Consider the following 25,133-nt stretch of genomic DNA (forward strand, 5'->3'; position numbering starts at 1 on the left):
ACAGCTATTCTAAAAGAACAAAATTTGCCCGAAGAACAAGTGAAAGCCATTGAAAGCCTGTTTGCTACCGACACAAACACTTATGTTCAGAAAGCTGATAAGAAAAAAGAGAAAAAGAAAGTTTTCATAAAAGCAACCCACTTACAAGAGTTTCAAAATCTTTGGAACGCTATCAATAAAAATGCTTTCTATGTTTTAGAAACTTTGACCGCAGAGCAGGAAAGTCAACTGATACAAAACATAAAAACACAAATTGAAGCCGTAAACATTGAAGAGATTCTATTGCAAACCATTCGTGCAGAACTAAACGTGAACAAAATTGGCGAACAAGGAGAAATTACAGAAAGGCTAACCGATACTGTTTCATACAAAAGCAAAGTTGACTATTTAGAATTGGTTCGCACTTTATCAAACAATACCAAAACCCCTATTTCATTTGTTGTAAAGATTTTCAATGCTTTGAGTGATGATTTCAAAACCAAAATGCTCTGCAACAATCCTGAACAGGCACAAAGGGAAATTTCCGAAATAATCAACAAGAACTTAATTGCTATGCTCAAGGCAAACATTAAGTATGACGGTATTAACGGAACAGGTTTGCCCAATGTATTCAAAACCGATGTTTCGGCAGGCTCAACACGGGGGAAAACCTATTTAGATACAGGAAGCGTAGGCAAATTTCAAAAAGACATTTCAGGCGATTTCAGTTTAAAAACAAAATGGGTATTTGAAGAAGTGATTGAATATGACAGTGATTTTGAATTGGAAATTGTGGAGCAAGACCCCGACATTGACAGCATTGAAATTTTCGGCAAACTTCCACGCCTAAAAATCAAAACACCATTGGGTGATTACAACCCCGATTTTTGCTATGCTATCAAAAGCACCGAAGGCAACAAAATATTTCTTGTAGTGGAAGCCAAAGGCTATAAATCGTCAACCGAAATTCCGGTAGATGAAAAAGGCAAGATTGACTTTGCCAAAAAGTATTTTGAGGCATTAGGCGAACACTACAAACACCAAAACATTAAAATTTCATTTAAAGAACGTATCAATAAAACGCAATTAGCGGCATTGATAAACAACGCATAAGACAATGGCAGAACAAGATTTTATAAAAGCAGGATTTACGGTTGTTGGCACAGAAAACAACGAAAACAAATTGTTGAGTTTTCTGAAAGAGAACTACCCTAACGTAATACGAGACACCGAAATAAATTTAGAAGAACTGAAAGCCGTTTTAGGTTTGCCCGTTGATGAAAAGGTAAACGGTTACGGATTGAACTTTGTAGGCAGAAACTTTGCCAGGGCTAAATATGCTCAAAAGACAGAAAAGGAATTACGCCTTAATAATACATTGAGCAAGAATATTGACACAACAGAAAACTTGGTACTGAAAGGCGATAACTTAGACAGTTTGAAAATCCTGAAAAATCATTACAGCGGAAAAATCAAGTGTATCTACATTGACCCACCTTACAATACAACAAGCGAAGAATTTATTTACCCTGATAAATTCGACAAAGAAGAAGCGGAAGTTTTAGGCTTGGCAAATTTGAGTGAGAGCGATTTTGCAAGAATGGATTTTAGCTTCAAAACTAAAAAGAGCCATAATGGTTGGTTAGCTTTTATGTATCCTCGCCTATTATTGGCAAGAGACCTTTTGAGTAAAGACGGAGTTATTTTTATAAGCATTGATGATAATGAAGTAGCTCAATTACGATTATTAATGGATGATATTTTTGGTGAGGAAAATTTTGTTAGTGAATTTATATGGGAAAAGAAAAAGAAGCCTTCATTTCTTCATAACAATGTTGGTAAATTATCGGAGTATATTATATGTTATTTGAAAAATAGCACTGAAACATTTCCGTTTTCTGTAGAAAGCACAACTAAAGGTAAAAAATATCCTTTTAATAATGCAGGTAATTCAATGGGAGAACTTGTTTTTCCCGCAGGCTCGGTTCAGTTTAAAATGCCAGATTCTACTGTAGAACCGCAGGATATGTCTGAAGGAAATATTAAAACAAGATTAAAAACCCAATTGATTATTGAAAAAGGAGTTAATAAAAATGAATTTATTCTCGAAGGTGAGTTTAGATATTCCCAAGACACACTAAATGAAATAATAAAAAACAAAGAAGGTATTGTAGTTTCAAAAATTCCATTTAGACCCAATCACATTAAAAAGGGTGGTGAAATAAAAAAAATGAAAAATATGTTTTCACCTGTCCATTACGAAATGGAAACCAATGAAGATGGAACAGCTCAATTAGTAGAACTTATGGGTGATGAAATTTTTACAAATCCTAAACCTGTAAAACTTATCAATACGATAATTAAATCCGTAACCTATGATGATGATAGCTCAATTATTCTTGACTTCTTCGCAGGTTCAGGAACAACAGGACACGCAGTAATGCAATTAAATGCAGAAGATGGTGGCAACCGCAAATTTATTTTGTGCCAAATAGACGAGCCAATCAAAGAAGATAAACCTGCTTACAAGTTTTGCATTGATAATAATTTACCTCCAGTAATTTCAAGTATAACAATAGAACGTTTGAAAAGAGCAGGAGAAAAAATTGCCAATGCCATAGAAGCTGACAACAGCAAGACAGGATTGTTTGAGGAAGACAAAAAACAAGTTCCTGATATTGGTTTTAAAGTGTTTGACAGTGTAGAAGCACCAAAACTGAAAGTTGACGACAAAGGACAAATTTCATTTCCTGAAAATGATACAGATGCTTTAAGTCGTATTTACAATATGATTTTCACCGTTGGTTTAGACGAGCCGACACAAGTTCCCGAAGAAGTGGTAAAAGATTGCATTTACAAAATCGGCAACCACTTTTACATAACCAACAGCGAGAAAATTACGAGTGACGATTATTCAAACGCCATTAAAAACGGCAAAGTATTTATTGACGGTTGGACAGCCAGCCTAAACGGAACTTTACAGAACTATAAAGAAGATGTGAAGATTGTGTTTTAGCAAAATTGAAGTAAAATGATAACTAAGCTAAATAACTTTACTCTTAAATCTTTTGTTGGCTATACAAATCCCAACGACTTACTTTTTCGTGCCAAAAACATTCTATTTGGATACAATGGTAAAGGGAAAAGTGCTATTGCTATTGGCATAAAAGATGAATTTCTAAAAGACACAACCAAAAAGCCTGAGAATCTTAGAATTTTCGATAGAGATTACATCTCAAAGTCATTGTTACTTGAAAATTCTGAGGATAAAATTAAAGGCGTTGAGGCAAGTTTTAGTAAAGGTGACGTTGATATAGAAATCAAGATTAAAGAACTTGAAAAGCTAATTATCAAAGAAGATGAAATTGGAAAACTTGAAATAGATATCGCCAAATTACGCAAAGAAATTAGAGTTGAAATTGACAAAATTCACGATAGACGAAAAGGCGAAGCCAATATTCAAAGAAAGTCTAAAGATGAATCAGTTGAGCGAGTAATTGAACTTTACAAAAAAGATTTTCAGGATGCAAAAAAAATAGAAGCAGATGACGATAAACTGATAAAGATTAATGGCGACAATGCAATTGAGAAACAAATTGCACAAAACGAAAATTTGAGACCATTAATCTTATCTAAAATTCAAACAACATTAATCGAAGAAGTAAAAGTAATATTCAAAAAAAAATTCGGAGAAGATATATCAATCCCGGAATTTGAAGTTGTTCAATGGATTGAAACAGGTTTGAAACTTCATAAAGATGGCGATAACTGTAAATTCTGCAATGGCCAATTAGATTATTTAGATGTCAAAGCAAAAATAGTCGAATTCAAAGATAACAAACGTCATAAAGCAACTGAAAAACTAAAGCAATTTAAAGAACAGCTTCAAAGTCTTTTAGAGAGTATTATAGCTATTGAGAAAGAATCTAAAACTTACACCACCAACATTGGCAATGAAATAGAGCAACATTTTGCAGCAATTTCTGCAAAGAAAAACACTATTGAAGCTATTATAAATTCGTGTCAAAAGAAAATTGATAACATTGAAGTTCAAGAAAATTTTGATTTTGAACTTTTAGCAGAAACTCTAAAAGAGCTTGAAGAATCTATTTCAATTATCTCAAATGCCAAAAACGACCAACTATCTGAGTTAAAAAAGAAACAAAACAACCTGACCACTTTAGTAAAAGGTGCAATTGGTTTGGAAATACAGCAATCAGCTACTATAAAAGATAAGCTACAGGAGGTTAAAGACAAAGAAGCTGAACTCAAGGAAAAGCGAGAGAACAACATGAAAAAACAGCAAGAAATTCAAGATTTGAAACAACAGAAAAGTCAAACAAAAGATTTTGCTGATTTTGTTACTCACATTCTGAATGACATAAATATTTCATTAAAGGTTGAGCTTGATACAGACAACAAAAATTACATTATCAAAAGCACCAACGAAAACGCAACTCTTACAATTAAGGATATTAGCGAAGGAGAGAAAAACCTTTTAGCATTGCTGTTTTTCTATTACGAACTTTTTGCAGACAACAAACAACAGAACGTAAAATCTGAAATTGAACTTATCATAGTTGACGATCCAATCTCAAGTATGGATGATTCGAATAGGTTTTATATTCTGGAACTTATGAAAAATCTTTTGGAACTCCCAAATCAACAAATTTTTGTATTGACTCATTCTTGGGATGACTATTGTAATCTTTCATACAATTTAGAAAACAAACAAGATGTTGCAACTTTTGAATTAAGGAAAACCAATGGTATAAGCAATTTGGTGAAATTAAGTAGTAAAGAAAAGCCATACAACTATTTATTCAAAGAGATTTATGATTTTTCAGAGAAAAGTGAAGAGGATATAAAAAATGAGTGTCAGATATATCACTATCCAAATGTAATGAGGCGAATTTTTGAAGAATGGTACAGTTTTAAAGTTGGGAAAAATGTAAAATTTACAAGTAACATTCAAAATCAAATTGCGAGTGTTTTTAATATTACAAGCAACAGCGAAAAAGCAAAACTTGGTGTATTGATTAAGGTTTGTAATATTCTCTCTCATTCAATAAATGGCTCAATGAATCCACAGGAAATTCATAAATCAGCAAAATATCTAATGAGACTTATTCAAGACAAAGACAAACTACATTTTGACAATATGAAGAATTAATCTGAAATGAAAGGACAAGCCAACGCTCAACAGCCACACACATTGCCAAGCCCCACGAGCCAACGCTAAAACCAAAACCTGCAAAAGAGTGTATTATACGTTATCCAAGTGATTTATTACGAAAAATGATTTAGTGTAGTGATTAATGGGGCTAACTCTTAGTTTAAAAAGATAGTAAAATATTTCAAATCAAAAGATTTGAATTATTCGACACCTCATTTTTAATATCAGGAACATTCCGGTTTTTACGAGAATTTCCGGCATCTGTGGAAATGGCATGAAAACTCATTTCACTTTCAGGAAACGGAATCATTAATTTATCAATCACTTGTTTACTGGTCTCAGGATTGATCCAGGCTTGGATGTCTGATTTGCCAATAATGAGAGGCATCCGCTTCTTGGAATTGTGAACATACTCCATCAACGGGTTGGCATCGGTGGTGATAATTGAGAAAGTATCACGAACTTCTCCAGTTATTTTGTTAACCCACGAATTATAAATACATCCTAAGTAAAAAACGGTTTTATCCTTTGGGTAAACATAAAAAGGTAATTTCTTGTTGTTTTCGTGCCTCCATTCGAAGAAACCATCGACAACAAGGATGCATCGCTGACTGACTATTGATTTCCTGAAAGATGGCTTTTCGTATATGGTATCCGAACGTGCATTCAGCGTCATGTTTTGCAATTCGTCCGCTTTATCCTGAACCGCAAATGACGGGATTAGTCCCCATTCCGACAATGTGATAGCACCTTGTTTAATGATAGGAAGCTTAGGGTGAGAGAATCCAGAAACCAAATAGAAATCTTCATCAAAATCAAACTTCATCTGAACACCTTCATTTGATTTCAGGTATTCACGGATAGCTTCCTTAGCCTTTTTCTCGAGGGATATGGTGAAACACATGATCAGATATTAATTTCAATTAGTTCATCAAAATTCGTTGTATAAGCTTTCGAGAGGTGACGACGTCGCATCTTGTGCATAAGCTCATCCTGGGATGCCAGGCGAACAAGCGTTTTGCCGTACTTGCTGTTCAGCTTGTCAACAGCTTCCATCAGGTTTTTATGCTTCGGGTTCGAATTGAAAAACAAGGAGGGTTGATATTCGTTTGCATCCACAAAATCCATAAGAATTACTCCTGCACGCTTGTAATGCTTGTTCTCCCTGAAAATGCCCTTTAATCCATTAACTGCGAAGTTCACCAGTTCGAGCGATGAAGAAGTGGGAAAAGGCAGCTTCAATAAAATACTATTCGAATAAAAATCTTCTTTCTCATTAAAACGGTTCGTCTCAATAAAGACAACCAGACGTTGGCACATTGATTTCTGTTCCCGGAGCTTTTCCGCACTCATCATCGTAAAGGTGGAGATCCGCTCGTGGAGATCGTCAAAAATACTGTAATCCCTGTCGAAAGAGCGGGTTGTTGCAATGCTTTGTTTCTTCTCCGGCACTTCCATCTCGATGCTGGGTACTCCCTGCAGGTCTTTTTGAAGTTTCCATCCCACAACGGTCATAAACGAACGAACCAGCGATTCCGGTAATTGCGTGAAGTCATATGCGGTCTTTACACCCATTGCCTGTAGTTTTCGGGCATACCTTCTTCCGATTCCCCATACGTCTTCGATTGGCAACCATTTGAGGGCTTTTATCCGTTTTTCTTCAGTGTCTATGACGTGAACACCATCCAGTGTTGAAAACTTCTTGGCAATCCGGTTAGCCGCTTTTGCAAGGGCTTTAGTGGGTGCAATACCTACGCTCACGGGTAATCCCGTCCATTTTCTGACCCGATTACGAATTGAAGAACCGTATTCTCTAAAATTGATGTCGAAGCCGGTAAGGTCGAGAAAACACTCATCGATGGAATACACCTCACAGTTTGGTGAGTAGGCCGATAGAATATTCATCACCCTGCGGCTCATATCACCGTACAATAAAAAATTGGAGGAAAAGACCTGAATGTCGTGCTGCCGGATGATGTGTTGGATTTGAAAAGCCACGGCACCCATTTTAATACCCAACGCTTTTGCCTCGTTGGAACGGGCAATAACACACCCGTCATTGTTGCTCAACACGACAATGGGCTTACCGTTAAGTGAAGGGTTGAAAACCCTCTCGCACGATGCATAGAAATTATTGCAATCTACTAAGGCGTACATTTTTGTTTACGATAGCTGTTACAATTCCCCAAATAAAAACCTCCGCTTGCTCGTGGGTGTATTCGAGTACCGGGAAATCCTTGTTGAGCGAAATCAGTCGTATCTTATCATCCGTTTTTTCGATCCATTTCACTGTGAATTCGCCATTGATATAGCAACAGGCGAGCAAGTCGGACGACCATTCAACCGATTTATCGATCACCAGAATACTGCCGGGATATACAAGCGGAGACAACGAGTAGCCACGGGCAATGGCATAAAAAGTAGCATCGGGATGCTTGACAAGTAGCTTATTCAAATCGATGCTGTCTTGAAGAAAATCGTCCGCAGGTGAGGGAAACCCGCAAGTTACCTCACCCACAAGTGGAAGTTCCAGTTCACTTATCTCGGGTGAGTAAAAATCTAAATTTGAAGATGAAATAATTTTCTTCATTTATATCAGGCTTTCCGCAAGTAAACGCACATCCCCGGTAATCTGTTCTTTGTCATCATCCGAAAAATTCCATTCCGGCGTTAAAATATTCAACAATATTGTGTCGCATATTTCTTCATGCGACTTGTTGACAAGAGTCTCGTAGCTCATTAGCTTTTGCTCAACTTCTCCTGGAAAAAGATAACCGGAGTCAGACTTGTGCTCATCTTCAGTAGCGCATCGTATACCTTTGTATTCCTTATGTTTATCTGCTGATTTATACCAGATATAAACGTTTAGTTCTTTCTCCATAGGTCATATTATTTTCTACAAATGTATTGTTTTTTTGCGTAAAATAATGCGGAATTCTTTCATTGTTTTATAATAATACTTCGGTAAATATTCAATTAACCAATTAAAATTCAATGATTTACATAACATAGTTTAACATAAAAAAGATGGTTAAGTAGCTGATTATCAGTATTTTTATAGCTAATCAAAACCTAATAAAGATGGATAGAACCAGCATACTTAACCAATATAGAGGTATCTGTAGTGATGTTCTTGGTGAACTAACCACGAAGTTAAACAAAAGTTTCAAATCATTCCTTATGGAGACGCTTATTTTGTATCTGGTCATTCCCGGCAGGATTAATTTCCTACAATTGGGGAGATATGGCAAGTCGTGTGAACAGCGATTTCGCCAGAACTTCTCGAAGGATTTTGATTGGCTGGAGTTTAACTTGTCCTTGTCTGATAGGGTATTAACCGGAGATCGCAAGGCAATTGCCATTGATCCCAGTTATATAACCAAATCAGGAAAGAATACCCTGGACTTGCAAACTTAATTGAGACAAAAAGTTAAGCGACATTTTTAATTGATTCTTTTTTAATATTATACTGATTCCAAAATTCATCAATGGTTAAGTTTCCCAATGCTGAGAATCTTCTTTTATGATTATACCAGGATTCAATATATTCAAATACATACAAGCGCATTTGCTCTCTTGTTTTGAGTTTGGTACCATAGACCAATTCAGATTTGAAAGTTTTGAAAAAGCTTTCAGCCACGGCATTATCCCAACAATTTCCCTTTCCACTCATACTTTGTTCCAGCTTCAAGGATTTCAACAGATTGACAGTCTGTTTGCAAGCATATTGTATGCCCCGGTCAGAATTAAATATCATTCCTTCTCCAAAAGGTCTGTTCCTATTGGCCATCCTGATGGCCGGAACTACGGTATGGGATGCATTCATATGATCGCTTATGGACCATCCGATCAGTTTGCGGTCAAAAAGATCCAGCACACAGGTCAGATAAAGAAATCCATCCTTACACGGAATATACGTCAGGTCAGAGACACACGCTTTCACAGGCTCATTCTGATTAAATTCGCGATTCAACAGATTTGGAGCAACCTTATAGTTGTGAGAGGCATCCGTCGTCACTTTGAATCGTCTCGAGAGTTTGCTGCGCAAGCCCATTTTCCTCATGTGGCATGCTACAGTGGTTCTCGAGACAGGAGTTCCGGATACCTGCAAATCCTTTGCCAGCCGGGGGGCTTCCATTGCGTCCCCCTGGCTGCAAAATATGCATCCCTGATCTTTTCGTCCAGCTCCATATATTTGCGCTTACGTTGGCCCTCCGGATCTTTAAGCCAGCGGTAATAACTGCTCCTGGGGACTTTCAGTACTCTGCACATCACCTCGACCGTCCTTCGTTTCGAGTTATATTCCTTTATAAAGAGATAGATCAACGATCTCTCTTGGAGATGATGCTCAAAGCTTTTTTTAATATGTCCCGCTCCGTTTCAGCCTCGCCAAGGCGTTTTTCCAGTTCAGCAATCCTTTTGGTATCTTCACTTAATGACTGGACACCGTGTCCGGGGAAACTGGCTTCTCCTTTCTGCTGGTATTCTTTCCGCCAACGATATAAAAGAAAGGGGGCAATACCCAATTCCTGTGCAAGCTCGGAAATATTCTTGCGTTCTAAACTGAGTTTGACCGCATTCTCTTTGAATGCCTTGTCAAAATGGGTTCTTTGTTTTCTCATATTACACAAAAATAAGCGTTTATGCTTAACTCTGTGTCCCGGCTATGTTAGTAATTCCAGTAATGACAAGGGGCATCCACGCCTAATACCACAGAATTATCTGCGCAGTTTCGCAATCGTTTTCTTCGTGTGAAATACTTCAACAAACAACAATATTTTTTTTAGACTCATAAGTTAAAAAAATTTCCCTAAAGAAAAAATACACAATTGACACCAAAAACATTGTATCAATGATATTTTGTAAATAAAAAAAATGTTTTACCTTTGTACTGTCAAAAAAACAGATGATCGTGAATATCCATCAAGTCAACAATAAAAAAACGTTCAAGTTGCACGAAACTTCGTGCTGTTGTTGTAGGTTATCTGTATTCTCCCGAATGTGTCTCTGACAATTCTCCCCTACCCCTTTCTTATTCTCAAACTTTGTCGTGCCCTAATCAGGCATAACTTATTGGTAAATATCCATTAGAGAAGTATTTATCATTTAAGTTACTAAACATAAATAAATTAAAATTAAAGATATATGGATGATAAAATCATAATAATTGAAATGTAAACTAAAAGAAAACTTTGTATCAAATTCAACATTTTAAAATCACTTAAAACAAAAAAAATGAAAAGCAATCAAATTCTTACAATCAAGAATACCCTTACGTTGTTGTTGGGTATTTTTGTCTTATCTATTTCTGCTCAGAATATCACGGTAAGGGGTACCGTAACGTACGCAACATCCGGAGATCCCGTTATCGGGGCTACTGTCCGCGTGGAAAGCGCGACAGGTTCAGGCACGGTAACCGGTGTTGATGGAAATTACGTATTGAACAATGCTCCTACAAACGGAACATTAGAGTTTAGTTATGTTGGAATGAAAACGCAGTCGGTTCAAGTCAATGGCCGTACAGTTATTGATGTTGTCATGGCAGAAGACAGTGAATTATTGGACGAACTGGTGGTTACTGCGCTGGGGATCAAAAGAGATAAAAAAGCTTTGGGATATGCAGTCCAGGGTGTATCAAGCGATGTGTTCAAAACACGCCCTACCAATACGTTGAGCGCGCTGGCAGGTGTTGTATCCGGTCTTCAGGTAATTTCAAGCGGAGGCAATATGGGTGGATCGTCGCGCGTTACATTGCGAGGAATCAACTCAATTACGGGTAACAACCAGCCTCTTTATGTTATTGATGGCGTACCGCTCGACAATACCGATTTGAACACCTCGTTAACCATTAACGGAAGCGCGGGAAAAGATGTGGGAAGTACCATTCAGGATATCAATCCCGATGATGTTGCCGAAGTAAGCGTACTGAAAGGGCCTTCCGCTGCGGCCTTGTACGGTTCCAGAGCTGCTAACGGAGTAATACTCATTACTACCAAAAGAGGAACAACCGAACAAGGGAAGATAAATATTGAACTGAACACCGGAATAGAATTCGAGAATATCGCACGTTTGCCCGAGCGCCAGAAGCTTTACGGAGGAGGTTACAATACAACTTTTTCTACAGCAACGATTGATGGGCGGGAATACAAAATTGTGGATTATGCTTCAGACGAAAGCTGGGGGCCAAAATTAGACGGTACGCCTGTATTGCATTGGTATAATCTTGATCCGGAATATCCAAGCGATTATTTAAAACCTGAACCTTGGGTTTATCCAAAGCACGATGTGACGTATTTCTTTAAAACCGGCGTTTCCAATACCAACAACATTTCACTGTCACAGTCTTCCGACAAGCACTCCATTCGTTTGTCGTTGACAAACAGGAATGTAACCGGAACGGTTCCCAATTCATCTTTAGACAGAAACTCGGTAAATATTTCGGGTTCAACCAATGGAAAGTATGTGTCGTTCTTTGGTACTTTTAATTATTTAAAAAACAAGTCACTGGGGCGTCCGTGGACAGGAGCTTCCAACCGAAACATCATACTTGAAGCATACCAGTGGGGAATGGTACAAATTGATTATAAAAAGTTACAGGAATATAAGCGTCCCGATGGCACACCTCGTGCATGGAACCGAACCGGATACAGAAACACCGTTGAAGATGAACGGACAAAGTATATCGATAATCCGTATTGGTCGGCATATGAAAGTTATCTGGAAGAAGATCGCGACAGGTTGTACGGTAATGTAGGGATAGAAATTACGCCCTCGGATTGGTTATCTGTTACCGGACGAATTAATGGCGACGTATATCAATACAACTCACAAGACCGTATCGCCGTTTATTCGCGTTCTCAATCATCCTATTCTGAGTACAGTCAAAAGTACAACGAGTTTAATTATGAATTATTGGCTACAATAACAAAAAACTGGGGTGACCATTCGCTTGTTTCCAATATCGGAACAAATTACTTGCAGAGAAAGAGAAGAATAAGCGACGTGGTAACTTCGGGTGGATTGATCGTGCCGAATTTCTACAGCTTAACCAACGCTACGTCAACTATCATTAATCCTATAACCGGTTTTTACGACAAAGCTCTCGCTTCAGTTTACGGCAGCGCTTCGTATGGGTGGCGAAGCACAGTTTATGTAGAAGGAACTTTGCGAAACGATTGGTCATCTACCTTGCCTAAGGGAAACAACTCCTATTTATATCCTTCTCTAACCTCTTCCGTTATTTTGAGTGAGTTATCGGGATTGAAAAACAGCAATTGGCTTTCGTTTGCAAAACTTCGATTGGGTTGGGCACAGGTAGGTAACGATACTGATCCTTATCAACTGTATAAAGTTTACGAATCGCTTCCTGCCATAAACGGAAATATAGCTTATACGTTACCGAGCCAGTTGAATAATCTGAACCTGAAACCCGAAATTACGTCGTCGGTTGAAACAGGATTACAGTTGCAGTTTCTCGGGAATCTGATCGGACTGGACGTTACGTATTATAACAACACAAGCCGCAACCAGATTATTTCACTTCCTACTTCCGACGCGTTTGGCTACACAACGAAACTGATCAATGCCGGTGAGATAAATAACCGGGGCTTCGAAGTGACACTTACAGCAAATCCTGTACAAACAAAGAATTTCGGCTGGAGCTCGATCATTAATTTCTCAAAAAATAAAAACAAAATTGTCAAGCTTTCCGATGCTGTTTCAAAGCTAGACTTAAGTACCACCCTGGTTAGTTTGTCTGCGCAAGAAGGTGAAAGTTACGGACAATTATTCGGTTACGACTTCGTGTTTGCACCCGATGGACGAAAAGTCGTAGGTTCGGATGGTCTTTACATGCGCACCCAACAATTACAACCCCTAGGAAGCGTTTTGCCGAATTATCTTTGGGGTTTTCAAAATCAGTTCAGATTCAAGAATTTCAATCTAGGTTTTCTCATCGATTCGCGTGTGGGCGGAAAATTCTTTTCTCAAACCTATAAAGTTGCCATGTATTCCGGCATATTGCCTGAAACTGCTGCAAACGGTATTCGCGAAACCGGTGTGATAATAGACGGAGTCAAAGCTGATGTGGCATTCAATGCCGACGGAACATACACAGTTTCGAACATGGCAGAAAACACCACAAAAGTATCGGCACAAGCTTGGGCACGAAATCATTATAACGGCCCGACCACGTTCGACATTTTCGATGCAACATTTATTAAATTCAGGGAGTTAACGTTGGGTTATGACTTTAAATTACCACAAGGAAGTTTTATACAAAACATCAATGCATCGCTTTACGCACGCAATCTGTTTTATATATACAGAACAAGCAAGATCATTGATCCCGAGCTGACTAACAGCGGAGGAAACGTACAAGGTATTGAAGGTGGAAACCTGCCAACCCCCATCACTTATGGTTTGAACTTAAATTTTAGATTCTGATTTCTAACGAAAAAATAACTATTGATATGAAACGAGCATCAAAATTATTTACACCCAAGAACACGATTAAAAGTGAGTTACATACGATACCTTTGAAAGTAACAAAAATATATTCTGTTATAACAGGGTTGATCTTGATTGTTTTAACGTCGTGTATCAACGAGGATTTAAACATCGATCCCAATCGTCCTACTTTTGTGCCAACAACATCGTTGATTGTAACTGCAGAAAAAAAATTAGTGGATAATCTTCGAAACGAAAGTGTTTCGTTGCGTGGTTCGGCACTGTTTGTTCAGCAATTAAGTCAAAACACCTATACAAGTCAATCAAGATACGATATTCCTTTTGGTTATTCGGCCGAATATTGGAGTGAATTGTATAAAGTACTGAATAATTTACAGGAGATTATAGATTTGAACACCGATCCATCTACGAAAGATATTGTAACTGCCAGCGGAGCCGGACGAAACGCTAATCAAATTGCTATTAGCCGCATCCTGAAATCGTATGCGTATTATGCCTTAACCGATGTTTTTGGAAATATTCCATACAATTCTTATGGAAATAACGACCCCGACTTTCAGGCGTTGCAACAAAATCCCGATAATATTACGCCCAAATATGCTTCTCAGGAAAAAATTTATCCGGATATCTTGAACGAATTAAAACAAGCCGCCGACACATTACTCAAGTATTCAAATGAAGTAACTTTTGGTAAATCAGATATAATATATGCCGGAAATAATGGTAAGTGGGCAAAATTTGCGAATTCGCTTCGTCTTCGTTTCTCTACCCGGCTAAAGGCTAAAAATCCGGATCTGTATCAGTCGCATTTTTCCGATGCGTTGAACAAGGGGGTGTTCACCTCGAATGACGATAACGCCGTTTATAAATACTCCACTGTCGCTCCGAACGAAGCTCCGTTATATAGAGCAACCGTTACCGCAAATCGGAAAGATTTTGCTATTTCTCACATTTTTGTCAATTTGTTGAAAGGGGAAAATTCCCAACTGCCAGTAGCTGATCCGCGATTAAGCGTTTATGCACTAAAAAACAGTGCCGGTAATTTTGTAGGGCTACCTTACGGAATGACTGAAGCCCAGGCAGGTAAATTCTCGGCTCAAAACATAAGTTTGCCGGGCGCGTTGTACAACGCAGCAAACTACGGGGAAGTTTTGCAGGAATACAGCGAAGTTGCTTTTCTGATTTCAGAATTTAATGAATGGAGTCAATCCGACTATGAAAAAGCGGTTAAGGCATCGTTGGAAAAATGGGGAATACCGTCGGCAGATATCCAAAATTATGTAAATGCATTACCTGCGGCAAATCAGCGAAACGTATTAAACCAGAAGTATATAGCACTGTTTACTCAATTTTTGGAAAGTTGGAGCGAATATCGCCGTACGGGGTATCCGAATTTTCTGGTTAAAAGAAATGACGTAGTATTCAACGGAATCGTCGAAGGTGAAAATGTTTCTTACACTTTTAATCCGTTGTTTGGAGATGGGGGTGTGCCTTCGCGATTGTATTACCCGGTAAAGGAACAAACTGTAAATAAAGAAAGTTATCAGGACGCCATTGCTTCACAAGGCGGAGATGTGATTGAAACCAAATTGTGGATATTTAAATAAAATTGAAAATTATGCGAAGATTAATAGTTATACCAATTGTAATCGGCACGTTGATTGCATCGTGCACATTACAAGACACTCCAAAATTAAAGGAGGGAGTCTGGAAAGGTGAATTGGCCGTGCAGGATAAATGGGCGCCGTTTATTTTCGAGGTAAAAACGATGGAGAATGACTCTGTCGCGGTAGTTCTTAAGAATGGAGATGAAAGAGTTGAACTTTCCAATGTTACTTTCTCCAACGATTCAGTAACCATTCCGATTGAAGCATACGACGCTTTTATCAAGGCAAAACTAAATGGAGAGAATCTCGAAGGGAGATTCCTGAAAAATTACATTGAAAACGATCAGGGAGTTCCTTTTAGAGCAGAGTTTAATCAGACAGAAAGATTTCCGGTTGTCTCCAATCCGTCTGAAATTGGAATTGATGGCAAATGGGATATCCATTTCATTGACGAGAAAAGCGATACCACACGCAATGTTGGTGTATTCAAGACCGATAATAACACAGTAACCGGTTCAGTTCTGACAAACGCAGGAGACTTGCGTTTTCTGGAAGGGAATTATACCGATACTGGCCTCCAACTTTCGGCGTTTAGCGGTTTAAGTCCTTATTTGATTGAAATTTCTTTTCGTGATAACGATAATTTTGATGGCCAGTTTTATACAACACGCGGTATTACGAAATTGATTGGAGTAAGAAATGACCAAGCGTCTTTAGCAGACCCCTATACGCTTACTAACATGAAGCCTGGCTATGAATCATTACATTTTTCACTTCCAAATCTCGATGGAGAACTGGTTTCTGTAGATGATAACCGCTATAAAGACAAAGTGGTTATTGTTTCTATTTTAGGTAGCTGGTGTCCAAACTGTCTTGATGAAATGGAATACTTGTCTCCCTGGTATACGGAAAATAAAAACCGTGGAGTGGAAATCATCGGACTTGCATTTGAGCGTAAAGATGATTTGAATTACGCGAAAAGCACGCTCTCCCGATTGATAAATAAATACAATGTTGATTATGAAATTCTCTTCGCCGGACAATTGGGGGATGCCACGGTTCAAAAAGTTCTTCCCGAGATTGATAAACTCTCCAGTTATCCCACGACTTTTTTTATCGACAAAAAAGGAAAAGTCCGTAAAATACATACCGGATTTACCGGGCCGGCCACCGGTTTATTTTACGAAGAATTCAAGAAAGATTTTAATTCACTAATCGATAGTTTACTTTCGGAATAACAGCTGAGTTTTTCTTTACAATTAGAAAAGAGGTTGTTCACGAACAACCTCTTTTCTTCATTTCATTCAATTTCCAGTGGAGCTGGAGGGACTCGAACCCTCGTCCAAACGAGGAATTAATTTGCTTTCTACATGCTTAGTCTCATTTTAATTGTAGGGAAAGAGCGCGACTGAAACCACCAAACTCCATCCTTAGCTTTTTAATTTCGGAAAGGAGCCAAAGCTTCTCCCCTCCTATCTCCGATTTACCTGCACCACCTGATCGGCACGCTTCGAAGCCACAGCTTCCGGGTGATGTCCTGTCCCGACACCTTGGCCGGGATTAAGCGATTAACCTACTGTACTTCGGTTACGCAGCAAGAGCGTAATTGTTATTATTGCCAGTTATAGCTTTGAGGATTGATATTAAAGTGCGAACCAACAACGCACTGCATGCTTACAAACCACTTCTGCCCGCTGTCAAAACCGGTCAACCCCATAAGTCACGTAATTCGATACAAAGTTAATGAATTGGTTTAAAACGAACAAATTTTTCTTTGCAACCCATATTGCCCCGCAAATACGCATGTACTTATCAACAGCAAACATCCAACCTCAGTGAACGGTTTAGCGGTTTTTATAACACCTATATAAGTTCAAGCATGCAAGGGAAAGAGGAGTTGCCACATTTTCGACCACAATTTGAAGGGTAATCTCCTCGTTTTTTGAATTAAAATCTATATTTTTGTAAAAAATTACCAGATCGAATGAACAAAATTATAGCGAAGGAGAATTTTTCCGACAAAGTTGTCAAGTTTGAGATTGAAGCCCCGTTGATTGCCAGAAGCCGAAAAGCCGGTCACTTTGTGATGGTCAGGGTGGGCAAGAAAGGGGAAAGGGTGCCTTACACCATCGCCTCATCAGACCCCGTGAAAGGTACCATAACCCTGGTGATTCAGCGGGTTGGAAAATCTTCGGAAAAGGTTTGTCAACTGGAGCCGGGAGATTACATCACGGATTTGGTCGGCCCGTTGGGAAAGGCCACGCACATTGAAAATTTCGGTACGGTCCTTTGTGCCGGAGGAGGTGTGGGTGTTGCCCCCATGCTTCCGATAATTGAAGCCATGAAAAATGCGGGCAACCGGGTAATTACCGTCCTTGCCGCCAGAAACAAAGACCTGATCATCCTGGAAGATCAGGTACGAAAATTTTCAGACGAAGTGATCGTTATGACCGACGACGGCTCATACGGACAAAAGGGATTGATCACTGCCGGAGTGGAGCAGGTAATCCTGCGCGAACCGGTTGACCTGTGCGTGACTATCGGCCCGGCAATCATGATGAAGTTCGTATCGGAGCTGACGAAAAAATACAGTGTGCCCACCGTTGCCTCGCTCAACACGATTATGGTTGACGGCACCGGGATGTGCGGTGCCTGCCGGGTGACAGTGGGTGGGGTCACCAAGTTCGTCTGCGTGGACGGGCCGGAGTTTGACGCCCATCAAGTAGATTTCGATGAGATGCTGATGCGGCTGAAAGCGTATAATTGATCAGAACAAAGAACAAAGAACAAAGAACAAGTAACAAAGAGCAAAGAACAGAGAATAAATGCCTACACAAGAATATCTGCAAGCAGAAAGAGCACAGTTGTGGCGCGAAGAGTTGCGCAAAACGCTAAAAAACAAGGAGAGAACCAACCTCGTTCGCGTAAAAATGCCGGAAGTGGATGCGACAATCAGAAGCCGCACATACGATGAGGTCAATCTGGGACTGACTCCGGAACAAGCGCAAGCCGAATCTCAACGGTGCCTCGACTGCGTTAATCCCACCTGTATTACCGGTTGTCCGGTTGAAATAAACATCCCCAAGTTCATCAAGAACATCGAACGTGGAGAGGTGCTGGAAGCGGCTAAAGCGCTAAAAGAGACCAGCGCCTTACCTGCGGTTTGCGGTAGGGTTTGTCCACAGGAAAGGCAGTGTGAAAGCCAATGTTTTTACACCCTGAAACTGGGCAAGGAGCCTGTAGCTATTGGTCATCTGGAACGGTTTGCCGCTGACTTTGAACGCAAAAGCGGCAACATTTCCATTCCCGAGATTGCTCCGGCAAACGGTATAAAGATTGCCGTCGTGGGATCCGGCCCTGCCGGGCTGGCTTTTGCCGGCGACATGATTAAACTGGGTTACGACGTTACGGTTTTTGAAGCATTGCATGAACTGGGGGGCGTTCTCCGCTACGGGATCCCCGAGTTTCGCCTGCCCAACGATATCGTGGATATAGAGATTGATGTTTTGAAAAAAATGGGTGTTAAGTTCATCACCAACTGCATCATCGGGAAAACCATTTCACAGGAAGAGTTGAAAGCCGACGGCTATCGGGGTATCTTCATCGGAAGCGGTGCGGGATTGCCGAATTTCATGAATATTCCGGGCGAAAATCTGATCGGAGTGATGTCGTGTAACGAATACCTCACGCGGGTAAACCTGATGCAAGCAGCAGACCCCGAAAGCGATACCCCCGTACAAATGGGGAAAAAAGTCGCCGTTATCGGAGGAGGCAATACCGCGATGGATGCCGTACGAACAGCTCGCCGGCTGGGTGCGGAAAAAGCAATGATTGTTTACCGCCGTTCGGAAGAAGAGATGCCTGCACGTCTGGAAGAAGTGAAGCATGCCAAAGAAGAAGGAATAAATTTCCTGACATTACACAATCCTATTCGTTACGAAGGGGACGAGCGAGGACATGTACAGCGGATGCTGCTGCAACGGATGAAGTTGGGTGACCCCGATTCTTCCGGCAGGAGAAAGCCGGTGGTGATCGAAGGGGATACGGTCTGGGTGGACGTAGACGAAGTTATCGTGAGTGTGGGAGTATCGCCCAACCCACTGATCCCATCCTCTTTTTCGGGCCTGGAGATCACTTCGTGGGGAACCGTTGTGGTAAATTCAGACACCATGCAAACTGCCGATGAGACCATTTTTGCCGGCGGCGATATTGTCCGGGGCGGAGCAACAGTGATCCTTGCCATGGGTGACGGCAGAAAAGCAGCCAAGGCGATGCACGCATCAATGAGTTGACAGGTACTCCCCTATCCTTCCGCTGATCTGTAACAATGAAATTTCGTAAAGTTTGGTGCGGTACTGTGCGGTGAGTAATCGCTGCTCGGCCTGAAGAAGGCTTACCTGTGCTTCACGCAACAGAATCCCCGAAAGGTCGCCCAGCTTGTACCTGTCCATCGCAATCTCGTAGTTGATCTGCGCATTTTCCAGGCTTTCCTTTTCGAGGTTAGTGAGTTGTATATTGTTTTGATAGGCAAGCCACATATTGGCAAAATCGCTTTGCAGCATAAGCTTCTGCCTTTCCACCTGAAGTTCTCGGTTGTCTATCCGGATCCGTGCATTTTTCTGTTCACGACTCCTATTAAACCCGTCGAAAATGGTAAAACCAAGCGTAACCCCTACCGTAGGGCCCCAGGTCCGCTGCTTGTCGAAATTCCCTTTGGTGTAGTCGTAGTGTGTGAATCCGTATCCGCCGTTCAGCCTCAGGTAAGGATAATTCTGGCTTTGCAGCGTTTTCAAATCGAATTCGCTCAGCACCTTGTTTTTTTCGGTCAGGAGCAGTGCGGTATTTACTTTCATCATGTTGTCGTAAAGTGCCAGTTTAGATAGCATCGGGTCAAACGAGATGGTTGTATCGGCAGCCATAAAATGCTGTTCAACATTACCTGTACCCATCATCTCATTCAACAGAATGCGCGAACTGTGCAAAACCTCGTATTGCTGAATCAATTGCGAGCTGTCGGCATTAAAATCCACGCGCGCCTGCTGCAGGTCGAGCCGGGAGAGTGAACCTATCTGGTAACGCGCTTCCACTATTCGCAGCCGCTCACGTGACAGGTTCAGCGCCTGGCGTAAATTCCGCATGCGTAACGTTTGCTGAACATAGTTGTAGTATTCAGCCGAAATATCAGCAATAAAGTTCTCCACCGCCAGCTGAGTATTCAGTTCGCCCACCGATTTCAGTTCCTGCAGGCGTTTATAGTTTGTCTGGACCTTGAATCCTTCAAAAATGGTCCAATTCAGGTTTAATCCGGCATCAAGCGTTTGTGTCACGGAGTTTCTTGTCGTGACTGCCTCGCCTCCATCGGCCGGAAACTGATCGGAGTTGTTTTCCCGTACACTATACCCTGAATTCAGTCCCACTGAAGGAAGGAATCCGGCATTACCCAACGTCAGGTTGTTGTCGGAAATCTGTTGTTCGTTCCTGCTGATTTTCAGGTCGTAGTTGTTCTCCAACCCGATACGTATCACTTCATTTAAATCTATAACTGCCTGTGCAGCCGATAAAAAAGGGAGCAGAAGCACAATAGCCGGAAGAACGAATCTCTTTAATTTAAACATGTTGAACTTCGATGTTTTCTTTTGTTTTCGATTTTCTACTGGTGGATACATACATGTACATGGCCGGAACGACAAACAACGTCAACAGTGTGGAAATAAGCATGCCGCCAACTACGGCAACACCCATTGCAATACGTCCGTTGGCTCCTTCTCCGGTAGCCATTGCCAGCGGCAACAATCCCAGTATCGTGGATATACTTGTCATTAATATCGGGCGTAAACGCTGGATGGAGGCGCCCATCACCGCGTCGTACTTATTCATTCCCGCTGCCTGGCGCTGGTTGGAAAACTCAACGATAAGGATTCCGTTCTTGGCGACCAAACCGATCAACATAATGATCCCGATCTGGCTGTAAATATTCATGGTAACCCCAAACAACCACATAAAGAGCAAGGCGCCAAAAACAGCTAACGGAACGGTAAGCATAATTACGAACGGGTCTTTGAAACTCTCGAATTGTGCGGCCAATACCAAGAAAATAAGTATGATGGCCAGCCCGAAAGCGAAAAGCAAACTGGAAGAGCTTTCACGAAAGTTTCTCGATTCGCCTTCCAGCGCCGTCCGAAAGGTTTCGTCCAGCACTTCTGCCGCGATCCTGTCCATCTCTTCCAACCCTTCGCCCAGCGAATACCCTTGTGCCAAGCCGGCTGAAACGGTTGCTGAGTTAAACCGGTTGTATCGGTACAACTGCGGGGGAGCAACGGTTTCTTCGAGTTTGACCAGGTTGTCCATTTGGATCATCTGTCCCGAGGAATTTTTCAGGTAGATGGTTTTCAGATCAAGCGGTGTGTTCCGTTGCTGGCGGTTTATTTCTCCCAGCACCTGATATTGTTTTCCGTTCATGTAAAAGTAACCCATGCGCTGGCCGCTTAATGCATATTGCAAGGTTTGCCCGATATCGCGGGTGCTTACGCCCAGCAAAGCTGCCTTATCCCTGTCGATCACGATCCGGGTTTCGGGCTTGGTGAACTTCAGGTTGACGTCGGCCATCTGAAAATAAGGGCTTTGATTCACCTTTTCCATAAATGGAGGGATAAACTCCTGAAGTTTTTCGATGTTGGGCGCTTGCAAGATATACTGGATAGGCATCCCGCCACGACGGCCGCCAAAAGTGGACTGCTGCTGCACAAACGCACGGGCTGCAGTCTGGTTTCTAACCGCAGCAGACAACGCATCGGCCACTTCCATCTGGCTTCTTTCGCGCTCCTTAATGTCCGGTAAAACAAGCCGGACCATTCCGAAAGTACCCCTGATCATGGTAATGTTTGATTCTCTTTCCCAGGCCACGGAATCTGCAATTCGTGAAATACCTTCGGTATAATCTCTTGTAAACTCAAAAGTCGCCCCTTCTGGGGTAGAAGTCCGGATCATAATTTGTGATCGGTCTTCCAGGGGAGCCATCTCGGCCGGAATGGTATTCCACAAAACCACAATAAGTACCAATGCCACCCCAATAACCGGATAAATCAACCACCTGCGGTGAAGAAACGCCTTCAGCGACCTATTGTAAAAAGCATTCATTCCCTGGAAGAACTTCTCGGTCTTTTCATAGATCCTATCGTGTTTTTCTTTCTTTTTCAGCAGTTTCGACGAGAGCATCGGAACAAAGGACAGTGCAACAAAAGACGAAATTATTACCGCTCCCGAAATAACGATACTGAACTCCCTGAACAAGCGTCCCGTCATTCCTTCCAGGAAGATTATCGGAAAGAATATGGCGACCAGCGTAATAGTCGTGGATATAACGGCAAAAAATATCTCTTTCGAACCTTCCACAGCCGCATCCCTGGGAGACATTCCCTGTTCCACTTTCGCATAAATGTTTTCTACTACCACGATGGCATCGTCCACCACCAGTCCCACGGAAAGCACCACCGCAAGCATGGAAAGCACGTTGATGGAAAATCCCGCCAAATACATGATAAAGAATGTCCCGATAAGCGAGATGGGGATAACCAGTGTGGGAATAAGCGTTACACGGGTATTTCTCAGGAAGAGGAAGATTACCAGCACCACCAGCACAAAAGCAACCAAAACCGTCGTTTGCACTTCGGAGATGGACGCACGGATAAACCGTGTATTATCGAAAGCGACATCGAGCTTAATATCTTCAGGCAAGTCCTTGCGCATCTGATCTATTCTCAATGCAGCCTCGTTGGCAATCACAATCTGATTGGCCCCGGGTTGCGGAATGATCACACAGCTGACCATAGGTATACCGTTACGCCTGAGGATATTTTTCCGGTTTTCCGTATCCAGTTCTGCCGTTCCGATATCGCCAAACCTTACGATCCGGTAATCGTCCTCGATAATCACCATGTTGTTAAACTCTTCAGGGGTCTGCATCAGCCCCATGGTGCGGATAGATTGCTCAATATGGTCTCCCTCGATGCTTCCGGCCGGCAGTTCAATATTTTCCCTGTCCAGGGCATTTTTCACATCCATGGGGGTAATGTTATAGGATGCCATTCTTACCGGATCGAGCCACAAGCGCATCGAATACCGGTTTTCTCCCCAAATCTCCACCGCACTCACGTTGGAGATGGTCTGCAAACGTTCCTTTACGGTAAGCTCGGCTATTTCGGACAATTGCAACAGCGAGCGTGTGGGGCTTTCGACCGTAACCTGCATAATCGGGTCGGCATCGGCATCGGCTTTGGCAACCGTTGGAGGATCCGCATCACGAGGCAAATATCGCATAGCCCTGGAAACCTTGTCGCGTACATCGTTGGCCGCCGTTTCCAAATCAACACTCAATTCAAACTCAACAGTTATTCTCGAGTTTCCCTGGCTGCTTTGGCTCATCAGCGAGCGAATACCAGGGATCCCGTTGATGTTTTGTTCCAACGGCTCTGTAATCTGGTTCTCGATCACTTCGGCATTTGCACCGGGATACCCCACGGATACCGTAATGATGGGATTATCCACGTTGGGATACTCGCGTACGGCCAGGCTGGTATATCCGATCACCCCGAAAATGATGATGATCAGCACCAACACCGTGGCTAAAACCGGACGATTTATACTGAGTTCGGATAAGGTCATACTGTTAGTCCGTTGGTTTGGAAATTATTTCTGAAATTTTTACCGGCAATCCATTTCTCAACTGCATCACACCGGTTGTAAGTAATGTATCTCCGGCAGATAGTCCGGAAAGCACCTGTACGGAAGATGCTGTCCGGTACCCTTTGGTTATCTCTACTTCCTGTGCCTGCCCGTTTTTATAAATGTAGGCAATATCCCTTCCCATTTCGGTAATGCTTGAGATGCTCGGAATAACTATGGCATCGGGAATTTCGCTTATTAATGTCTGAATGGAGGCAGAAATGCCCGGTTTCAGCTTTCCGCCCGGATTAGCATAGCGTGCGCGGGCTTTCAACGTCAGCGTCTTGGGATCCAACTGCGATTCCACGGCATATACCTCTGCCTCATATGTCGTTAGGTCGTTGGCTACCGTAAAGGTTATTTTTGCTCCGGGAGGTATCTGACTGACTTGATTTTCGTTCATGGAGAATTCCAGCTTCAACGGCGAAATTTTCGTCAGTTTTGAAACGATCACTGCAGGTGATGCATATGCTCCCACACTTACCTGGCGCAATCCGATAACTCCGCTGAACGGCGCCCTTAACTCGGTTTGAGCAATTCTAGATTCAATCAGGTCGATATCGGCCTTCAGCTTTTCCAGTTCAGTGGTTACCGTCTGATACGTCTCCTGGCTGATGGCATCTTTTTCGAGCAGTGTCCCCTGCCTGTAAACCCGATCCTGCGCCAAAGGAAGCTGCGTCTGAAGTTTTCTTAATTCGGCTTGTAAAGGGGCATCGTTTACCTTGGCGAGCAAGGCTCCCTGAGTAACAAACGACCCTTCTCGAAAATAAATATGGGTAATCTTACCGGAGGTTTCAAAAGTGAGGTCAACTTCTTCCTCGGGCAATAAAATGCCCCGGGCAATATAGAGGTCACTTCGCAGGACCTGCGGTTGTAAGACCATGGCAGTCACACTCAACTGCTGCCTTCCTGCTCCTCCTCCGCCACCCCCTCTAGGCGGTCCCTGATTTTCTGTTTGTGGATTACCGGAAGAAAAAAGCGATTTTATTTTCGGGAAAAAAGCCATTCCCAAAATCAGTAAACCAATAACTGTAAATAGTGAAATTTTGGCGTTTTTTTTCATTTTTCAGTCCAAATTTGGCCAAATTTAGCGATTAAAAGCCACAACAAGAGGAAGCGGACGTTCTTTTTAGTCTTTTTTAAAATTCAAAATCGACAGACCGGACAAATCCATCGACGAA

The 25,133-nt window shown here is 41.6% G+C and carries 18 protein-coding genes and 1 other RNA gene; 9 read left to right on the forward strand and 10 right to left on the reverse strand.

Annotated features, from left to right (window positions below; all coding sequences use genetic code 11):
- The first annotated feature begins 24 nt into the window (after window positions 1-24).
- The 3 genes from KCV26_00005 to KCV26_00015 are packed head-to-tail and all read left to right on the forward strand — an operon-like array spanning window position 25 to window position 5,152.
- Entirely contained in the window at window positions 25-1,092 is a 1,068-nt protein-coding gene (locus KCV26_00005) for a hypothetical protein (protein ID WZX36814.1), read from the forward strand.
- A 4-nt stretch (window positions 1,093-1,096) separates the two neighbouring features.
- Complete coding sequence (locus KCV26_00010; GenBank protein ID WZX36815.1) at window positions 1,097-2,995, forward strand: site-specific DNA-methyltransferase; 1,899 nt, start codon at window positions 1,097-1,099, stop codon at window positions 2,993-2,995.
- 15 nt (window positions 2,996-3,010) lie between these two features.
- Window positions 3,011-5,152 carry an AAA family ATPase gene (locus KCV26_00015; protein WZX36816.1) on the forward strand — a complete coding sequence of 714 codons (2,142 nt, stop codon included), beginning with the start codon at window positions 3,011-3,013 and terminating at the stop codon, window positions 5,150-5,152.
- Window positions 5,153-5,336: 184 nt separating this feature from the next.
- Here KCV26_00015 and KCV26_00020 read toward each other — a convergent pair whose 3' ends face one another.
- The 4 genes from KCV26_00020 to KCV26_00035 are packed head-to-tail and all read right to left on the reverse strand — an operon-like array spanning window position 5,337 to window position 8,036.
- Complete coding sequence (locus tag KCV26_00020) at window positions 5,337-6,059, reverse strand: SOS response-associated peptidase (GenBank protein WZX36817.1); 723 nt, start codon at window positions 6,057-6,059, stop codon at window positions 5,337-5,339.
- A gap of 2 nt (window positions 6,060-6,061) precedes the next feature.
- Window positions 6,062-7,312, reverse strand: coding sequence for a Y-family DNA polymerase (locus KCV26_00025; GenBank protein ID WZX36818.1), 1,251 nt, complete (start codon window positions 7,310-7,312; stop codon window positions 6,062-6,064).
- Window positions 7,287-7,745: a peptidase S24 gene (locus tag KCV26_00030; protein WZX36819.1), complete on the reverse strand. Its 459-nt coding sequence runs from the start codon at window positions 7,743-7,745 to the stop codon at window positions 7,287-7,289. Before KCV26_00030 ends, KCV26_00025 begins: the two co-directional genes overlap by 26 nt.
- Window positions 7,746-8,036: a hypothetical protein gene (locus KCV26_00035; protein WZX36820.1), complete on the reverse strand. Its 291-nt coding sequence runs from the start codon at window positions 8,034-8,036 to the stop codon at window positions 7,746-7,748. It lies immediately after the preceding gene.
- Between the two features lie 299 nt (window positions 8,037-8,335).
- Here KCV26_00035 and KCV26_00040 point away from each other — a divergent pair, with 299 nt between their 5' ends.
- Complete coding sequence (locus KCV26_00040; protein WZX36821.1) at window positions 8,336-8,572, forward strand: hypothetical protein; 237 nt, start codon at window positions 8,336-8,338, stop codon at window positions 8,570-8,572.
- A 13-nt stretch (window positions 8,573-8,585) separates the two neighbouring features.
- Here KCV26_00040 and KCV26_00045 read toward each other — a convergent pair whose 3' ends face one another.
- Together KCV26_00045 and KCV26_00050 are read right to left on the reverse strand one after the other, a co-directional pair.
- Entirely contained in the window at window positions 8,586-9,293 is a 708-nt protein-coding gene (locus tag KCV26_00045; GenBank protein ID WZX36822.1) for an IS3 family transposase, read from the reverse strand.
- A 184-nt stretch (window positions 9,294-9,477) separates the two neighbouring features.
- Window positions 9,478-9,777, reverse strand: coding sequence for a transposase (locus tag KCV26_00050; GenBank protein WZX36823.1), 300 nt, complete (start codon window positions 9,775-9,777; stop codon window positions 9,478-9,480).
- A gap of 613 nt (window positions 9,778-10,390) precedes the next feature.
- Between KCV26_00050 and KCV26_00055 the strand changes: the two genes are divergently transcribed.
- The 3 genes from KCV26_00055 to KCV26_00065 all read left to right on the forward strand — a co-directional run bounded on the left by KCV26_00055 (window position 10,391) and on the right by KCV26_00065 (window position 16,469).
- On the forward strand, window positions 10,391-13,600 hold the full coding sequence (locus KCV26_00055; protein WZX36824.1) for a SusC/RagA family TonB-linked outer membrane protein: 3,210 nt from the start codon (window positions 10,391-10,393) through the stop codon (window positions 13,598-13,600).
- A gap of 92 nt (window positions 13,601-13,692) precedes the next feature.
- Window positions 13,693-15,231, forward strand: a complete 1,539-nt coding sequence (locus KCV26_00060; GenBank protein ID WZX38281.1) for a SusD/RagB family nutrient-binding outer membrane lipoprotein — start codon at window positions 13,693-13,695, stop codon at window positions 15,229-15,231.
- A gap of 11 nt (window positions 15,232-15,242) precedes the next feature.
- The gene (locus KCV26_00065; GenBank protein WZX36825.1) at window positions 15,243-16,469 is read left to right on the forward strand and encodes a TlpA family protein disulfide reductase; all 1,227 of its coding nucleotides are present in this window, start codon (window positions 15,243-15,245) and stop codon (window positions 16,467-16,469) included.
- 74 nt (window positions 16,470-16,543) lie between these two features.
- Here KCV26_00065 and ssrA read toward each other — a convergent pair.
- Window positions 16,544-16,946: a transfer-messenger RNA gene (gene ssrA, locus KCV26_00070) on the reverse strand.
- 269 nt (window positions 16,947-17,215) lie between these two features.
- Between ssrA and KCV26_00075 the strand changes: the two genes are divergently transcribed.
- Window positions 17,216-17,998 (forward strand): sulfide/dihydroorotate dehydrogenase-like FAD/NAD-binding protein, encoded by a 783-nt coding sequence (locus KCV26_00075; protein WZX36826.1) that lies wholly within the window; start codon window positions 17,216-17,218, stop codon window positions 17,996-17,998.
- A gap of 58 nt (window positions 17,999-18,056) precedes the next feature.
- A complete protein-coding gene (gene gltA, locus KCV26_00080; GenBank protein ID WZX36827.1) occupies window positions 18,057-19,523 on the forward strand; it encodes an NADPH-dependent glutamate synthase in 1,467 nt (488 codons plus the stop codon).
- On the opposite strand, the gene KCV26_00085 is transcribed toward gltA, so the two are convergent.
- From KCV26_00085 to KCV26_00095, 3 genes are read right to left on the reverse strand one after another with little or no spacing between them, the layout of a single operon-like run.
- The gene (locus tag KCV26_00085) at window positions 19,512-20,846 is read right to left on the reverse strand and encodes a TolC family protein (protein ID WZX36828.1); all 1,335 of its coding nucleotides are present in this window, start codon (window positions 20,844-20,846) and stop codon (window positions 19,512-19,514) included. The two genes, gltA and KCV26_00085, sit on opposite strands and share 12 nt — an antisense overlap.
- Window positions 20,839-23,892: an efflux RND transporter permease subunit gene (locus tag KCV26_00090; protein WZX36829.1), complete on the reverse strand. Its 3,054-nt coding sequence runs from the start codon at window positions 23,890-23,892 to the stop codon at window positions 20,839-20,841. Before KCV26_00090 ends, KCV26_00085 begins: the two co-directional genes overlap by 8 nt.
- A 4-nt stretch (window positions 23,893-23,896) precedes the next feature.
- Window positions 23,897-25,015 carry an efflux RND transporter periplasmic adaptor subunit gene (locus KCV26_00095; protein WZX36830.1) on the reverse strand — a complete coding sequence of 373 codons (1,119 nt, stop codon included), beginning with the start codon at window positions 25,013-25,015 and terminating at the stop codon, window positions 23,897-23,899.
- Between the last annotated feature and the right edge of the window lie 118 nt (window positions 25,016-25,133).

Origin of the sequence: Petrimonas sulfuriphila, assembly GCA_038561985.1 — a bacterium.
Classification (GTDB): domain Bacteria; phylum Bacteroidota; class Bacteroidia; order Bacteroidales; family Dysgonomonadaceae; genus Petrimonas; species Petrimonas sulfuriphila.

Coding starts and splice junctions, on each gene's coding strand:
- KCV26_00010 (WZX36815.1), top strand. CDS start 1,097: ATGGCAGAACAAGATTTTATAAAAGCAGGATTTACGGTTGTTGGCACA.
- KCV26_00015 (WZX36816.1), top strand. CDS start 3,011: ATGATAACTAAGCTAAATAACTTTACTCTTAAATCTTTTGTTGGCTAT.
- KCV26_00020 (WZX36817.1), bottom strand. CDS start 6,059: ATGTGTTTCACCATATCCCTCGAGAAAAAGGCTAAGGAAGCTATCCGT.
- KCV26_00025 (WZX36818.1), bottom strand. CDS start 7,312: ATGTACGCCTTAGTAGATTGCAATAATTTCTATGCATCGTGCGAGAGG.
- KCV26_00030 (WZX36819.1), bottom strand. CDS start 7,745: ATGAAGAAAATTATTTCATCTTCAAATTTAGATTTTTACTCACCCGAG.
- KCV26_00035 (WZX36820.1), bottom strand. CDS start 8,036: ATGGAGAAAGAACTAAACGTTTATATCTGGTATAAATCAGCAGATAAA.
- KCV26_00040 (WZX36821.1), top strand. CDS start 8,336: ATGGAGACGCTTATTTTGTATCTGGTCATTCCCGGCAGGATTAATTTC.
- KCV26_00045 (WZX36822.1), bottom strand. CDS start 9,293: ATGGAAGCCCCCCGGCTGGCAAAGGATTTGCAGGTATCCGGAACTCCT.
- KCV26_00050 (WZX36823.1), bottom strand. CDS start 9,777: ATGAGAAAACAAAGAACCCATTTTGACAAGGCATTCAAAGAGAATGCG.
- KCV26_00055 (WZX36824.1), top strand. CDS start 10,391: ATGAAAAGCAATCAAATTCTTACAATCAAGAATACCCTTACGTTGTTG.
- KCV26_00065 (WZX36825.1), top strand. CDS start 15,243: ATGCGAAGATTAATAGTTATACCAATTGTAATCGGCACGTTGATTGCA.
- KCV26_00075 (WZX36826.1), top strand. CDS start 17,216: ATGAACAAAATTATAGCGAAGGAGAATTTTTCCGACAAAGTTGTCAAG.
- gltA (WZX36827.1), top strand. CDS start 18,057: ATGCCTACACAAGAATATCTGCAAGCAGAAAGAGCACAGTTGTGGCGC.
- KCV26_00085 (WZX36828.1), bottom strand. CDS start 20,846: ATGTTTAAATTAAAGAGATTCGTTCTTCCGGCTATTGTGCTTCTGCTC.
- KCV26_00090 (WZX36829.1), bottom strand. CDS start 23,892: ATGACCTTATCCGAACTCAGTATAAATCGTCCGGTTTTAGCCACGGTG.
- KCV26_00095 (WZX36830.1), bottom strand. CDS start 25,015: ATGAAAAAAAACGCCAAAATTTCACTATTTACAGTTATTGGTTTACTG.